Source organism: Mesorhizobium sp. BR1-1-16 (assembly GCF_020165495.1).
Taxonomy (GTDB): domain Bacteria; phylum Pseudomonadota; class Alphaproteobacteria; order Rhizobiales; family Kaistiaceae; genus Kaistia.
Window position 1 is genome coordinate 17,532 of the sequence record NZ_JAIUIE010000023.1, and the last position, 13,216, is coordinate 30,747.

The 13,216-nt window shown below is 65.7% G+C and carries 14 protein-coding genes and 1 tRNA gene; 10 read left to right on the forward strand and 5 right to left on the reverse strand.

Going from position 1 to position 13,216, the window contains the following annotated elements; translation table 11 throughout:
• Positions 1 to 508 precede the first annotated feature (508 nt).
• From LB518_RS24305 to LB518_RS24330, 6 genes are all read left to right on the forward strand, one after another.
• Positions 509 to 700 carry a hypothetical protein gene (locus LB518_RS24305; protein WP_224580482.1) on the forward strand — a complete coding sequence of 64 codons (192 nt, stop codon included), beginning with the start codon at positions 509 to 511 and terminating at the stop codon, positions 698 to 700.
• Positions 697 to 1,194, forward strand: coding sequence for a hypothetical protein (locus tag LB518_RS24310; RefSeq protein ID WP_224580483.1), 498 nt, complete (start codon positions 697 to 699; stop codon positions 1,192 to 1,194). The genes LB518_RS24305 and LB518_RS24310 overlap by 4 nt, the downstream gene beginning before the upstream one ends.
• A 304-nt stretch (positions 1,195 to 1,498) precedes the next feature.
• Positions 1,499 to 2,014, forward strand: a complete 516-nt coding sequence (locus LB518_RS24315; protein ID WP_224580484.1) for a hypothetical protein — start codon at positions 1,499 to 1,501, stop codon at positions 2,012 to 2,014.
• A 95-nt stretch (positions 2,015 to 2,109) separates the two neighbouring features.
• The gene (locus LB518_RS24320) at positions 2,110 to 2,787 is read left to right on the forward strand and encodes a hypothetical protein (protein WP_224580485.1); all 678 of its coding nucleotides are present in this window, start codon (positions 2,110 to 2,112) and stop codon (positions 2,785 to 2,787) included.
• A complete protein-coding gene (locus LB518_RS24325) occupies positions 2,784 to 3,161 on the forward strand; it encodes a hypothetical protein (RefSeq protein ID WP_224580486.1) in 378 nt (125 codons plus the stop codon). Before LB518_RS24320 ends, LB518_RS24325 begins: the two co-directional genes overlap by 4 nt.
• Positions 3,162 to 3,348: 187 nt before the next feature.
• Positions 3,349 to 3,543 carry a hypothetical protein gene (locus LB518_RS24330; RefSeq protein ID WP_224580487.1) on the forward strand — a complete coding sequence of 65 codons (195 nt, stop codon included), beginning with the start codon at positions 3,349 to 3,351 and terminating at the stop codon, positions 3,541 to 3,543.
• Here LB518_RS24330 and LB518_RS24335 read toward each other — a convergent pair.
• The gene (locus LB518_RS24335; protein ID WP_224580488.1) at positions 3,525 to 4,805 is read right to left on the reverse strand and encodes a DUF6538 domain-containing protein; all 1,281 of its coding nucleotides are present in this window, start codon (positions 4,803 to 4,805) and stop codon (positions 3,525 to 3,527) included. The two genes, LB518_RS24330 and LB518_RS24335, sit on opposite strands and share 19 nt — an antisense overlap.
• 165 nt (positions 4,806 to 4,970) lie before the next feature.
• Positions 4,971 to 5,060: transfer RNA gene (locus LB518_RS24340), tRNA-Ser, on the reverse strand.
• Between the two features lie 503 nt (positions 5,061 to 5,563).
• On the opposite strand from LB518_RS24340, the gene LB518_RS24345 reads away from it, so the two are divergent.
• The 3 genes from LB518_RS24345 (at position 5,564) to LB518_RS24355 (ending at position 7,840) form a co-directional block, all read left to right on the forward strand.
• Entirely contained in the window at positions 5,564 to 5,875 is a 312-nt protein-coding gene (locus LB518_RS24345; protein WP_224580489.1) for a hypothetical protein, read from the forward strand.
• Positions 5,876 to 5,991: 116 nt separating this feature from the next.
• The gene (locus LB518_RS24350; protein ID WP_224580490.1) at positions 5,992 to 6,627 is read left to right on the forward strand and encodes a 2OG-Fe(II) oxygenase; all 636 of its coding nucleotides are present in this window, start codon (positions 5,992 to 5,994) and stop codon (positions 6,625 to 6,627) included.
• 88 nt (positions 6,628 to 6,715) lie between these two features.
• A complete protein-coding gene (locus LB518_RS24355; RefSeq protein ID WP_224580491.1) occupies positions 6,716 to 7,840 on the forward strand; it encodes an NADH:flavin oxidoreductase/NADH oxidase in 1,125 nt (374 codons plus the stop codon).
• A gap of 51 nt (positions 7,841 to 7,891) precedes the next feature.
• Here the strand turns inward: LB518_RS24355 and mepA are convergent, their stop codons facing one another.
• A complete protein-coding gene (gene mepA, locus LB518_RS24360; protein ID WP_224580492.1) occupies positions 7,892 to 8,950 on the reverse strand; it encodes a penicillin-insensitive murein endopeptidase in 1,059 nt (352 codons plus the stop codon).
• Positions 8,951 to 9,237: 287 nt separating this feature from the next.
• On the opposite strand from mepA, the gene LB518_RS24365 reads away from it, so the two are divergent.
• Complete coding sequence (locus tag LB518_RS24365) at positions 9,238 to 9,885, forward strand: peroxiredoxin (RefSeq protein ID WP_224580493.1); 648 nt, start codon at positions 9,238 to 9,240, stop codon at positions 9,883 to 9,885.
• A gap of 171 nt (positions 9,886 to 10,056) precedes the next feature.
• Here the strand turns inward: LB518_RS24365 and LB518_RS24370 are convergent, their stop codons facing one another.
• A complete protein-coding gene (locus tag LB518_RS24370; protein WP_224580494.1) occupies positions 10,057 to 11,913 on the reverse strand; it encodes an ABC transporter ATP-binding protein in 1,857 nt (618 codons plus the stop codon).
• A 176-nt stretch (positions 11,914 to 12,089) separates the two neighbouring features.
• The gene (locus tag LB518_RS24375) at positions 12,090 to 12,569 is read right to left on the reverse strand and encodes a VOC family protein (RefSeq protein WP_224580495.1); all 480 of its coding nucleotides are present in this window, start codon (positions 12,567 to 12,569) and stop codon (positions 12,090 to 12,092) included.
• Positions 12,570 to 13,216: the final 647 nt, after the last annotated feature.

Below are 13,216 nucleotides of genomic sequence, written 5' to 3' on the forward strand. Positions count from 1 at the left end.
GTCGCGCGAACTCAGGTTTGACCTAGAAGCGTCTCAAGTCGGGTGAGGTGGACCAATGAGCCGCAATATGCGTGCCTGGACGTGCCGTTTGGGCCAGCCACTTGGTCGACGAGGCGCTGGAGACGGTAGACGATGGCTCGCGGCGCAGGGAGGTAAATGCACTCGCCATCGCTTGTCGCTATGCTTCTCAGGGAGCGACAGACTTGTCGTCCTCGAACACGTGGCAGTGCAAATCCGCCACCACGTCGCACGCCCGGTTCTATGTAAAGCCGCCTAACCCCTTAGGGCCACAGATGAGATTGGCAAGGCTCTCCGCGCAATGGCTGCTTTCTATGGGGCCTCGACCAAAAGCTGCCGGACCGCTTTCGGCCCCATACCGGACGTCAGACACACCCCAAAGACCTTGCCAAGATCAATCTCGTGCTCAGCACGTGATCGATCAGACGGGGCACGATGCGGCGGACCGGCGCCGGACCGCGTAGCAGACTCAATTGCTCGAAGAAAGCCGTTGGCCATCGAAGGTGATTCCATGCGGAACTCCGACATAGCCGATATTTCCGCCTGGGCGACAGTGGCTGATCGCTTGGTCAATTCCTGTGTGCCGATCCTTGCGAGCACCGAGCCGGCACCGAAGCGCAATCTCGACGACCAGATTGACGGGTCCGCGAAGCAGGCCGACAAACGTAGGCGCCACAAATGACGCGCGCGGAAGGCCGGCAAGTGCATACTTCTTTCAGTGCGCCGCCAGTTGCCGCGCAATCTCTACCTGTGAAGGAGCCTGCGTCTTTGCTTTCCAAATCCCGCGTTGCCGGCATAGTCCGTCCCGTACCGGCCAATCCCACCCGCGATGCCATCCTTGCGGCAATGGCGGCGCATCCTTCGTTTCGCGCGCATCCATCCGAGACGAAGAAAGGTGGCACCAAATATGTCGCTGCCTTCCGCGCCCGCAACGCACGGACGTTGGCCTTCGACAAGGCGGCTGCGAGTAAGCAGCCCATCTGGATGGTCGACGAGCCCGCTGTTCGCGCGCTGCTGGAGACGCTACGCGTGTCGTTCGACTATTATCCGCCCGACAAGGGGCGGAACAGCAATCTGGCCAAGCTCTCGGAGTTCGAAGCGCGGGGCCTGCTGAGAGCCTTCCCGAACACGCAGAATGAGGCCATCGAGATCGCCGAGGGCGTCGCCAGCCTGTAGCTCTGCTGAATGCTCGTGGCTATCCGTGCGCACGCAATGGCAGCCGGTTGTTGCGCCGATGAGCAGCGGTTAGTCCGTTGTTCGCCGTCGGGCGCATCTCCCTGAGTAGGTATCGGACGAATGCCCCGGCGGAGCGCAAAGTAGGGCGCCACGGTCCCTTCCTGGCCCGCGCAACGGCTCGTCGAGCCAGCAGAAACCTCCTGCATTCAGCGATGCGGAGTCGCTAACCGTGTCATCTACAAATCTCGCTTGACGCGGCCACGTGTTGTGACAATATACGGTCACAGTCACGACGGAGGCCGAGATGGGCATGAGCGACGCGGAGCGGAAGAGAAAGTCGCGCGAGCGGCAACGGCAGGCCCTCAAGGTCGCGCCCGATCAGGCCGCAGCCTATCTCAGGCGCACGTTCGCCCGGTTCCTCGACGAAGAGGACCTGAATGATCCCAATTCGCTGTACGACCTGATCGGCGCCGAACTCACGGGCGTCGGCATGCAGCCTCCAAACTTCGCCGATGAGGACGAAGTCGACACGCTTGGCGAGAGGTATGTCGGCGACCACGGCTCGACCGGATCGACCGCCAAGGCGGAGCGAGCGGTACACGCCCTCCGCGTGAGCGCACAGCTCCTGTCGGTCTTGATCAACACCTACAAGATCAAAGAGATTGACGCCCGCCTCGCCGAAATCGAGCGCGCCGATCTATCCGACCCTGCGACGAGGAAACAGGCGCTCGCCGACGTTGCGCGTCTGTCTGAGCTCCGGCGACGCCTGGATAAGGAAGTTCGTCACTCGTTCAAGGAAATTGCCGTCAAGGGCGAGTGAGCAAGAGATCGCTGCCGATGCGGCTGGCACCGCACCGGCAGTCACCACCAGCACCGTGAGGGCTGGCTCGTTACATCGTCAACTTGGAGAAGACAATGTCGTCGGAATTTAACAGCAGCCCGACCAGTGCGGCAACCGATTGCTTCACGATCGAGACTGTCGGGCGGAAGGCGTTCTCCGGACGCCTTATGGAACTGATGCACACGGATCGTCCGGCCGGTGCCATCAAGGCCGATCGTGAGTTTGAGGACATTTATTGGGTCGAGGTGTTCAACTCCCCGGACGGCCTCGTCGTCGCGCTGCATGAGTTCAAGTCCGACCCCGAGCCCTGGCTTGACGTAGTTCACGTGGTGCGTCCGGTGGCTCCGCAGTCGGAAAGCGTCACGGGACGTGACGGTTACGTCCTCGCGAAGGCTCTGCTCTACGCGATCGATGCGATCCAGCATCTGCCTCGGGAGATGCAGGAGCGGAGCGATATGGTCGATATGTGTGCGCTGGCCCGCGCTGTTCATGGTGGCGGTCTCGCGGACGCCCTGATCTTTGTCGAAGCACACACTGGTCGCGAGATTGACCTTTGGCCCGACGACGAGGATCGGACTGCCGCGAACGCCACTCGTGCGCGCATCAATACGGCAAAGGCGGCGTTCGAAGCAGCGAACAAGGACTTCTATGACGCCCATCCGAATGCCCGGCCGTACTGGCAGCGCAACTCGGCGACCGATCCTTCGTCCAACTCCTCGGCTTCCGCCTCCGATCGTGAGGACGCCGCGTGAGCAAGCCTCTCCCTAACAGCAAGGCCCTGTATCGCCTCGGCGTAAGGGGCCGTGCCTCGCTTCTCGAAGGCCGGGCGGTGCACCTCAAGGAGGAGATCTCGAGCATGCTGCAGGCCGGCTCTCACTGGCGCATGGTCGACAATGTCAGGCGTCGCCTGCGGCGCGTCTACAAGGCTGCCGACAGGTTCGGCCACTATGTCGGCCAGCCGTCGACGGGCGTAACCTCGCCGGCGTACATGCGGCTGCTGGAAGGGGCGATCAGGCGGTACCCGCTCGTGGACATGCCTGTTAATCATCATGATGATCCCGCCGATAAGCCTCGCATCCGGGTGAAGGCGATCAGCCGGCACACCTGCACTGATATCGCCGCCTAGGCGCGGTCTCCTCAGGCGCGTCCGATGAGGACCGGGCGCGTCCCCCTCTGACGTCTCGCGGAGCCCACGGCACCGCGAGCGTCGGCGGTCGAATGCGCGCGTCTGCGGCTCGGGTCAGCCCGTGTGCATCTCCGCTCGTCTCGTCGCTATAAATGCTTGCCGGAAGCAAACTTCAAAGGACTGCAGCATGCCCTTCGGTGTCGAAATCAATGTGCGGAAATACGTCGCGGCGAGGGACAAGGTGGCCCTGCTCGTCATCGAGGATCCGGCCTACTCGCCGATCTTCCAGGCTCTCGAGCGCCACGTCGCCGCGCTCGAGGTAGCCAACGACCCGGTCGCACGCGCACGGATCATCGCCTCCAATCACAAGGCAAAGGACTGAACCACCTCGGCCAAGTGCTCGAGCGATGCGCCGTCGCCATACTTCTCACGGCTCAGGCGATGACCGAAGAGGTCGCGCCTGATCCGGTCGTCGACCCGCGCTGCCAGCATGCGGTCCTCGAAGGAATGCCGCAGGCTATAGAGGCTGTGTTCCGGCGTCTGCAGCAGGCCGTTCTCTCGGAGGTACTTGTTCACCGTATCGGAGAGAGAAGGGCTGTCCCGGTAGCGCGGGGAGCCCTGCGGACACGCCTTGAACGCCTCGAGGCTCACCCCCACGAGCGGGATGCGCCTCCGCGCACGCGGGCTCTTCAGCTGGCGCCCCTCCGGCTCGATGCTGATGTGCGGCACATTGGTGTCGAGGTGGATGTGATGTGGCAGCAGGCCGGCGCCCTCGCTAGGGCGATAGCCAGTGTTGATCATGCCGAGCAGGATGCAGCGCGCCTCGGTGTTGAGCCCCGCCAGGGCGCCGTCGGCGAGAAGCCTGGTGCGGATCCATTCGACGGAAAATGGTGGCCGGGCGTCGCGCTCGCCCTCCTTGAAGGACAGGCCCCCGAGAGGGAGGTCGAGCTGCAGCCGCTTCATCCTGTTCACGGTCTTCAGGATGTCGCCGATGTGGATCAGGTCCTTGTTGGCGCTGTTCGGCGTGATCCCTTCCGCGAGGATCCGCTCCATCCACCACTCGCGAAAGTCGAGCATGTCTTCGGCGGTGATCTCGCGGAGCGGCTTGTCGCCGATGAGCTCAACCAGGTTGGTGATGGCCTTCTTGCGCGGGTTGCGCCAGCGGCGGACCTGGTCTTCGCTCTTGCCGAGGGTCTTGTCGGCCGCCAGCGTCCAGTAGAGGTCCAGCGCCCGCGTGATGGTGATCGGGGGAGGCGTCGCGCTGCCAAGCACAGCCGCGGCGACCACCAGGTCGGGCTTGCCGTTCCTGACCGGTATGGCGTCGACCCGTGCGATCAGTTCCTCGGCCGGAAGCTCGGCGACCCGCTTCGCCGGCAGGAAGCGGAAGCCGCGCGTCTCGGCAAGCTCGCGCGCGGCGGCGAAACGAGCCTCTGCATCCTTGCTGTCGCCGGCGAGCCGCGCCTCCCAGGCTTGCACGAGCTCATTCCAGAGCGTCAGCGCCTTGCTGCGCGCGACCGTCTCGGAGTCGGTGTGCAGCGAGAACCAGACGACCTTGCGCGGCTCGGTCCCCCGATAGCGGACCGGCACGCGGCGCTTCAGCTGGTAGACGCCGCCCCGCAGGACGAGCTGGATCTCCTTCGCCACAACGCACTCCTCGACCAATCAGAAACGACGTGAGACTAAGTCGAGGGGTAGCACAATGAGTAGCGAAATGGGTAGAGAATTGAGGTGCGTCCGATCGCGTCGATTGTCAAAATACCAAAACTATTAGTTAAATCAGATGCTTGATTCTGGTGCGATGATGTTGAGTGGCGGAGGGAGCGGGATTCGAACCCGCGATACGGTTTCCCGTATACACACTTTCCAGGCGTGCGCCTTCAACCACTCGGCCACCCCTCCGTTGCGCCTTGCAGCGCTGCCGTTGGCGTCTCCCGCGGTTTTGTCGCCGGGACGCCGCGCGGGCTGTGGAACAGCCGGCCGGACGAGCGGTGCGGTATCACGAAGCGCTGCGGCGGCGCAAGGGCGCACGTTCGGTTGGCACCCGACGGTGTTCATCATCCACGTTCCGCGTCGTCATAGCACCCGTCCTCTTAACCGCCGGCACATGAACGACGCTGCCCCGGACCAATCGAGGGCGTCTCGCCGACGACAGCCGCAATCTCACATGCCGGCTCGATTGCCGCGCATCAGCGCGATCGGCAGGCGTGTGCTTTCCGCCGGAGTGCGCTTGTCGGGGATAGCCCTCGTAAATGCGGTCGCATCTCCTAGGTCCTCGCCCGGTCCCGACGGGGAGGGTTGTGCGCCGGTTCTCCGCTCGACATCGTCATGCTTGGCCTCTTCCGTCTAATGCGGCATGATTGCCAGCCGCTCCGGCAGAGGTGGGCGCGCTGGAGTTATTCCTGATGTTTCGTCTTGTCGTGCGCCTTGCGGGCTTGTTCGCCCTCGCCGGTGCCGTCATCGGGCTGGTCGTCGACGGCACCAAGTCAATTGCGGCTTCTGCGCTCGTGCTGACACCGCTCGGCGAGGCCTGGCTGGCGGTGAGCCCGGCGAGCCTCGGCCGTGCTGAGGCGGTCGTCGAGGCTCATCTCGGCCGCTTCGCCTGGGATCCGCTTGCGACAGCGCTGCTGGCGCTGCCGGTGTGGCTGGTTTTCGGCGTCCTTGGCGCGCTGCTCCTTTTGGCCGTCCGGCCGGCGCGGTTTCGCGTCTCCGCCTGACGGTGCTCCAACTTCGACGGGAGATTGACGATGAAGATATTGGATGACCTCGCCCGCCACGCCAGCATGCCGGCGCCCAGCCGGGCACCGCCCGGCCGCATTGAGCCGATCGCATCTTGAGCGGCGCGGCCGCATCCTGCGATGCTTCGCCGGCGCTCGATGCGCTGATGGAGCAGCTTGTGGCGACAGGCTATGCCGTCGCCGATGATGTCTTCCCGGTCGCGCTCGCCGCGCGGCTTCGCGCCGAACTCCTGGCGTTGCAGGCAGCGGGCAGCCTCAGCATTGCCGGCGTCGGCCGCGAGGCCGCCTATCGACGCGACGGCAATGTTCGCCGCGCCTCGATCCGCTGGCTCGATGGCGGCACGGCGGCCGAACAGGCTTTGCTTGATTTCGCCGAGACGTTGCGGCGCGCCATCAATGCCCGGCTGTTCCTCGGCCTGTTCGATTTCGAATGCAATTACATCGCCTATCCGGTCGGGGGCTTCTATGGCCGTCATCTCGATTCCCTTGAGGGCGCGCGCAACCGGGTGGTGTCCTTCGTCGGCTATCTCGATCCGGATTGGGGCGAGGCGGATGGCGGCGCGCTCAGGCTGTGGCGAGATCCTGCCGACCTGGGCGAGCCGGTGACGACGGTGCTGCCGCAGGTCGGGCGCATGGTGCTGATGCTCTCGGAAGACATTCCGCATGAGGTGTTGCCGGCCCATCGGCCGCGCCATGCGGTTGCCGGCTGGTGGCGGATCAACCGAGCGTGATCGGGCACTGCGCCGCGCGGCCTTTCGCTTGGCGCGCGGACGGCCTATCTCCGGCCAGTCTCACGATCCCCCACCCTGGAACCGCTTCATGGCCTCAGCTCTGTTCTCTCCCCTGACGCTCGGACCGCGTACGCTGTCCAATCGCATCGCCGTCGCGCCGATGTGCATGTATTCGGCTGACGATGGTTCGGCGACGGACTGGCATCTCCATCATTGGACGTCGCTGGGCGTCTCCGGCGCTGCGATGGTGACGGTCGAGGCGACGGGCGTCGAGCGCCGCGGCCGCATTTCGCATGGCTGCCTCGGGCTCTATTCGGACGACAATGAGGCGAGTGCCCGCCGTGCGCTCGAGGCAGCGCGCCGCTTCGCGCCCGCGTCGACCGTGTGGGGCGTCCAGCTTGGCCATGCCGGGCGCAAGGCGTCGACCCGGATTCCGTTCGACGGCCAGGGTGGTCTCGGTCCGGACGAGGATCCGTGGCAGACGGTGGGCCCGTCGGCCATCCCGTTCGCGCCGGATTATCCGATGCCGGAGGCGTTGGACGAGGCCGGCATCGAACGTGTCATCGCGGCCTTCGTCCAGGCGGCGCAGCGCGCCGAGCGGGCCGGCTTCGACTTTGTCGAACTGCATGGCGCGCATGGCTATCTGCTGCACGAATTCCTGTCGCCGATCTCGAATCATCGGACCGATCGCTGGGGCGTCAGCCTCGACAATCGCATGCGGCTGATCGTGACCATCGCCCGCGAGGTGCGCGCGGCGCTGCCGGCGCATATGTTCGTCGGTGCCAGGCTTTCGGCGAGTGACTGGGTCGAGGGCGGCTTCCAGATCGAGGATGCGATCGCGGTTGCGAAGGCGCTGAAGGCCGAGGGCGTCGTCTATATCTGCGCGTCGTCGGGCGGCAATGTGGCTGACGCGAAGATCCCGATCGGCCCGCTCTACCAGGCACAGTTCGCCGAAGCGATCCAGCGCGAGGCCGGCATTCCCACCCGGGCCGTCGGCCTGATCACAACGCCGGCCGAAGCCGAAGGGCTCGTCGCATCCGGCCGGGCCGACATGGTGGCGCTGGCGCGCGCCATTCTCGCCGATCCGCGCTGGCCCTGGCGCGCTGCGGCCGAGCTTGGCGCAGAGCTTCACGTCGTCGACCAATATGCCCGCAGCCAGGCGACGATCCGCCATTGGATCACGCCACCGGCACCGGCGCGTTCGGCGGCCTGATCGGCCCGCAAGCCGCCGCCGTTCTGGCAGCGACGGTGCATCGCGCGGCGTCTAGTGAAGGGACCCGGTCGGCTGCGTATCGGCCGGGTTTTCCACGTCGACGCCGGGCGGGCTGTCTTCTGCGGGCACCGCCGCGGCGACCGGCCGGCCGGCGGCGACGATGTGCTGCGGCGCGATCCCGGGCGGTGCGCCGAGCAGCACCTCCCGGCAGGCCGGCGGCAGGTCCGACAGCATGATCTGGCGCGGCGGTGCCGGCGGCTTCACAGGCTTCGTCGGCGGCTTGACCGGCTTCGGCGGCTGCAGCCAGGCATCGAGTTCCGCCCCGCAGCCATCGCCGGGTGGCGGTGCCTTTTGCGGAACGCATGTCGACATGCCTGGCGGGCAGTCGAGTCGGACATGGAAGTGATAGGTGTGGCCCCACCAGGGCCGCACCTTATTGAGCCAGCCGCGATCACCGCCAGCGCTCACGCAGAGCTGCTTCTTGATCGCCGGATTGACGAAGATGCGGGCGACTTCCGGATCGAGCGCGGCGCGGCGGATCAGCTTGAACTGGCCGCTCGTCCATGCCGACGGATCGATCCGCCGGGCCTTCACATCGACCATCGACTTCGGCGCCATCGTCTCGCGTTCGTCGAGCGACAGCGTCCGCTTCGGCATCGGTGTCAGCCACAGGTCGACATCGAGGCCGATCTGGTGGCTGGCATGGCCCGTGAGTGCCGGGCCGCCGCGCGGCTGGCCCATGTCGCCGACCAGCAGGCCAGGCCATTGGTCGAGCGTCTTGGCACTGTCGGCGAGGCGCTCGGTGAAGGCGATGAGTTCGGGCGTGCCCCAGTTGCGATTGCGCGAGAGCCGCATCGCCTGCCAATCGGGACCATCGACCGGCAGCGCGATCGCGCCCGCTAGGCACCCTTTCGCATAGGATCCGATCGAGCGTGCCTCCATCGGCAGCGGCGTATTCATGCGGCTGAACAGGACCTTGGCCGGCGTCGTCTGCAGGCTGTCGCTGGCGAGCGCCGGGGTGACGCCGGCGAGCAGCAGCGCCAGCATCGTTCCGAGCAGCCGCGTCTGGCGCCTCAAGCGCGATCGGGCAGCATGCGAAAGTTCCGCCATCGAAGTCGTCCTTGTTTCGTCCAGAGCCCGCCCCTCAACCGCATTTTGCACCGAGTTCGTTAAGGATTCATCAGCCACTCGAGCTCCGACGCCGCGGATGAATTTTCTTCGGATCGGGCTGATACCCACCCGATGAGGAATGGAATCGCGAATGAACTCTCAGAATCGCACAGTCTTGCTCAAGACTGGCGGAATTGCGCGATTGACCGGCGAAGTCGCCATGCGATAATCGCCGCTGAGGCATTCCGCGGCGCGTGAGGCGACCGCAGCAACGAGGACATCTCGATATGGCACTGAATCTCGGCGATGTGGTTCCCGATTTCGAGGCCGATACCACCGAAGGCCGCATCTCGTTTCACCAGTGGCTCGGCGATAGCTGGGGCGTGCTGTTCTCGCATCCGAAGAACTTCACGCCCGTCTGCACCACCGAACTCGGCGCGGCGGCGAAGCTGAAGCCCGAATTCGACAAGCGCAACGTCAAGCTGATCGGGCTCTCGGTCGATCTCTTGACCAATCACGACCAGTGGGTCACCGACATCAAGGACGCGACCGGCGCGACGCTCAATTTCCCGCTCATCGCCGATCACGACAAGACCGTCGCCAATCTCTACGGCATGATCCATCCGAACGCTTCCGACACGACGACGGTGCGCTCGGTCTTCGTCATTGGGCCGGACAAGAAGCTGAAGCTCTCGCTGACCTATCCGGCCTCGACCGGCCGCAACTTCGACGAGATCCTCCGCGTCATCGACAGCCTGCAGCTCACCGCCAAATTCTCGGTCGCGACGCCGGCCGACTGGGAAAACGGCGACGAGGTCATCATTGTGCCGGCCGTGTCGGACGAGGCGGCCAAGGAGAAGTTCCCGGCCGGCTGGAAGACCGTGAAGCCCTATCTCCGCTATGTCGCGCAGCCGACGGCCGGCAAGCCGAGCTGAGGACTTCGAGAAACACCTGAGAAGGAAGGCGTCGGCCTTGGCCGGCGCCTTTTTTCCTTTGGCTCGATCCAGTCACGCGCCGCACCAGCAGATGCAACCATAGCGCGATTTCCCGGCGAAGTCATTCGAAAGTTGAATGGTGAGCCGGTGCGCCACGCGCACCGGCTCCGGTCAGATCCGCCCTTGCACGCGATGCAGCCCGGCATAGACGCCGTCTCGCGCCATCAGCGCGTCATGCGTTCCCTCCTCGACGATGCCGTCCTCGGTCAGGACCAGGATGCGGTCCGCATGCCTCACCGTGGAAAGCCGGTGCGCGATCACCAGCGTCGTGCGCCCGCGTGTGAGCGCCAGCAGTGCCTGCTGCACGGCGCGCTCGCTGGCCGTGTCGAGCGCGCTGGTGGCCTCGTCGAAGATCAGGATCGCCGGATCCTTCAGGAAGGCGCGGGCGATCGTCAGTCGCTGCTTCTGCCCGCCTGAAAGCTTGACCCCTCGCTGGCCGATGTCGCTGTCATAGCCCTCGGGGAGGCAGAGGATGAAGTCATGCGCATGCGCCGCCCGGGCGGCGGCGATGACGGCATCATCAGGCGCATCGGGACGGCCATAGCGCAGGTTCTCGGCGACGCTGCCGGCGAACAGATAGACATCCTGCTGCACGACGCCCACCGCGCGCCGCAGCGAGGCGAGCGTCACGTCGCGGACATCCACCCCGTCGACCAGCACGCGTCCGCTCGTCGCCTCGTAAAAGCGCGGGATCAGCGCCGCGAGCGTGCTCTTGCCGACGCCGGAGGGGCCGACAAGCGCGACGAATTCTCCCGGCGCGATGCTGAACGAGAGATCCTTCAAGACGGGCGGCCCCGCCTCTCCATAGCGAAACGACACCTGCTCGAAGCGAACCGCGCCGCGCGGGGCGGGGAGGTCGCGCGCGCCCGGCCGGTCGGTGATCTCGGGCGCGACGTCGAGCAACTCCATCGCCCGCACGAAGCCGCTATAGCCCTCCTGCCAGAGGCGCACGAAATTCGCCAGCCGGTTGACCGGATCGACCAGCACGGCGACGCAGAGCAGGAACGTCAGCAGGTCGGCGACGGTGAGATCCGCCGTCACCACCCGCACCGCGCCGAGCACGATGACGAGCACCGTGACGAGCTCGGCAAAGGTCGTCGTCCCGACCGAGAACCATGCCTCGCTGCGATAGCCATCCTTGCGGCTCTCGAGGAAGCGGGCATTTTCCGCATCGAAGCGCCGGGTCTCCAGCGCCTCGTTGGCGAAGCTTTGCACGACGCGGATACCGGCCAGCGAATCCTCGACGCGCTCGTTGACGGCGGCGATGCGCTCGCGGCTCGCCCGCATGGCGTGGTTCATGCGGCCGTTGAAATGCAGCGCATAGAGGGTCGCGACCGGGACCAGCGCCGCGATCGCCAGCGTCAGCACGGGATCGATGAAGGCGAGGATCGTCAGCGCGCCGATGAATTTCAGCAGCGCTATGGCGAGGTCTTCCGGGCCGTGATGATAGAGCTCGCCGAGCCAGAACGAGTCGTTGGTGATCCGGCTCATCAACTGGCCGGTGCGCTCGCGGTCGTAAAAGCCGAACGACAGCCGCGCGCAATGCTCGAACAGTTCCTTGCGGATGCGCGCCTCGATCTTGGCGCCCATCACATGGCCCTGATAGTCCACGAAAAACACGCAGGCGACCTGCAGCGCAAGCAGGCCGAGCATGCCCGCGCCGATGATCAGGATCGGCCGCAGCGGCTCGGCCTCGCCGGCAAGATCGCCGAGATGCCGCGTCACCAGATTGGCGGCGAGCGGCAGCAGCAGGGCCGTCGCCGAGACGAGCACGGCCGAGCCGATATCGGCCGCGAGCAGCCATGTATGCGGCGCGTAATAGGCCAGGAATCGCCGCGCGTGATCGAAGGGCCGGCGCGACGGCGAAGTTTGGTCCGCCGGCGAAGCCGCGCGGCGGAAGGGGTTCAGGCGAAAATGTCTAGGGCGCGCATCGGCGTCGCGAAGCGCTGGATCGGCTGATGAAGGCATCAAGGCTCATGTCCCGGTGAACAGAAATTCCAGTCGACTTGGACATGAACGTTCTCATCGGGATCTCCTCGGCTGCGCACAGCGGATGCGATGACTATGGCGCCATCGCTGCCCCTGCGGCAACCCATCTCGGCCGCATGGCATCACCCTGTGGCCGATCGGGCACAGCGCGCCCCTCAGCCGCGGCGGGCGGCCTCGATGGCGGCGATGTCGATCTTCGTCATCTCCATCATGGCATCGAAGGCGCGCTTCGCCTCGGCGCCACCGGCCATCATGGCGTCGGTCAGCGCGCGCGGCGTGATCTGCCAGGAAATGCCCCATCGGTCCTTGCACCAGCCGCAGGCGCTCGGCTTGCCGCCATTGCCGATGATGGCGTCCCAATAGCGGTCGGTCTCTTCCTGGTCGTCAGTCGCGATCTGGAACGAAAACGCCTCGCTATGCTGGAACATCGGCCCGCCATTGAGGCCGATGCACGGGATCCCGGCGACGGTGAATGAGACGGTGAGCACATCGCCGGCCTTGCCCATCGGATAATCGGAGGGCGCGCGATGAACGGCCGTGACGGCGCTGTCCGGAAAGAGGCCGGCATAAAAGCGCGCCGCCGCCTCGGCGTCCTTGTCGTACCAGATGCAGATCGTGTTCTTCGCCGTCGCCATCACGCATTCTCCTCATGCAAGCGCTTGTCGCCTTCCCGTGGCGGGCAGGCTCAGACCGAGGACGAATGACGAAACCGCATTCCGACAGCGAAAGGAAAAAAGCGGCTCGCGTGCGAGCCCTCGGCCGCCCGATGACGCAGCCGCGGCCGGAGCCAGCGGCCACGACGAAACGCCCGCGCAACGCTTATGCGCGGGTGACGTCGATCGGTCGATCGGCCGAAGGGAACTGTCGCGTCAGGACGCGAAGAGGGGCGCGGGGCGCACGGTTCGTCGGCGCTCAGGCGGCGCGCCGGCGGAAAAGGGATCATCGGGTTTGCCTGACCGCCCTCTCGGACGATCCGGCGCCCCGCGCGCGAAGGTTCGGCTCGAAACCCGATCAGCCCGGGCGGTCTGGATCGCCCACGACACGAGATCCGCAAGCTGCCCGCCGGCAAGGTTTCCCCCGCCGCAAGGCCGGCCCGAAACGACCGCTCGCGAACCCGGCGCCGCTGCCCCGCGACACGGGGCGGCCGTCAAGGCCCTGCCGACCTCCCGCGCCGGGATCGTGACCCCCGCCGCAAAAGGCCTCCGCACCCCACCCGCAAACGGAACGACCGGTTCGCCCTCTTCATGGGCGGGGATGAGAGGAGTGTAAGCCCGGTCGGAGG

Excerpts from the sequence above, each read along its gene's own strand:
- LB518_RS24310 (WP_224580483.1), top strand. The coding sequence starts at position 697 with ATGACGCGCGCGGAAGGCCGGCAAGTGCATACTTCTTTCAGTGCGCCG.
- LB518_RS24315 (WP_224580484.1), top strand. The coding sequence starts at position 1,499 with ATGGGCATGAGCGACGCGGAGCGGAAGAGAAAGTCGCGCGAGCGGCAA.
- LB518_RS24320 (WP_224580485.1), top strand. The coding sequence starts at position 2,110 with ATGTCGTCGGAATTTAACAGCAGCCCGACCAGTGCGGCAACCGATTGC.
- LB518_RS24330 (WP_224580487.1), top strand. The coding sequence starts at position 3,349 with ATGCCCTTCGGTGTCGAAATCAATGTGCGGAAATACGTCGCGGCGAGG.
- LB518_RS24345 (WP_224580489.1), top strand. The coding sequence starts at position 5,564 with ATGTTTCGTCTTGTCGTGCGCCTTGCGGGCTTGTTCGCCCTCGCCGGT.
- LB518_RS24355 (WP_224580491.1), top strand. The coding sequence starts at position 6,716 with ATGGCCTCAGCTCTGTTCTCTCCCCTGACGCTCGGACCGCGTACGCTG.
- mepA (WP_224580492.1), bottom strand. The coding sequence starts at position 8,950 with ATGGCGGAACTTTCGCATGCTGCCCGATCGCGCTTGAGGCGCCAGACG.
- LB518_RS24365 (WP_224580493.1), top strand. The coding sequence starts at position 9,238 with ATGGCACTGAATCTCGGCGATGTGGTTCCCGATTTCGAGGCCGATACC.
- LB518_RS24370 (WP_224580494.1), bottom strand. The coding sequence starts at position 11,913 with ATGCCTTCATCAGCCGATCCAGCGCTTCGCGACGCCGATGCGCGCCCT.
- LB518_RS24375 (WP_224580495.1), bottom strand. The coding sequence starts at position 12,569 with ATGGCGACGGCGAAGAACACGATCTGCATCTGGTACGACAAGGACGCC.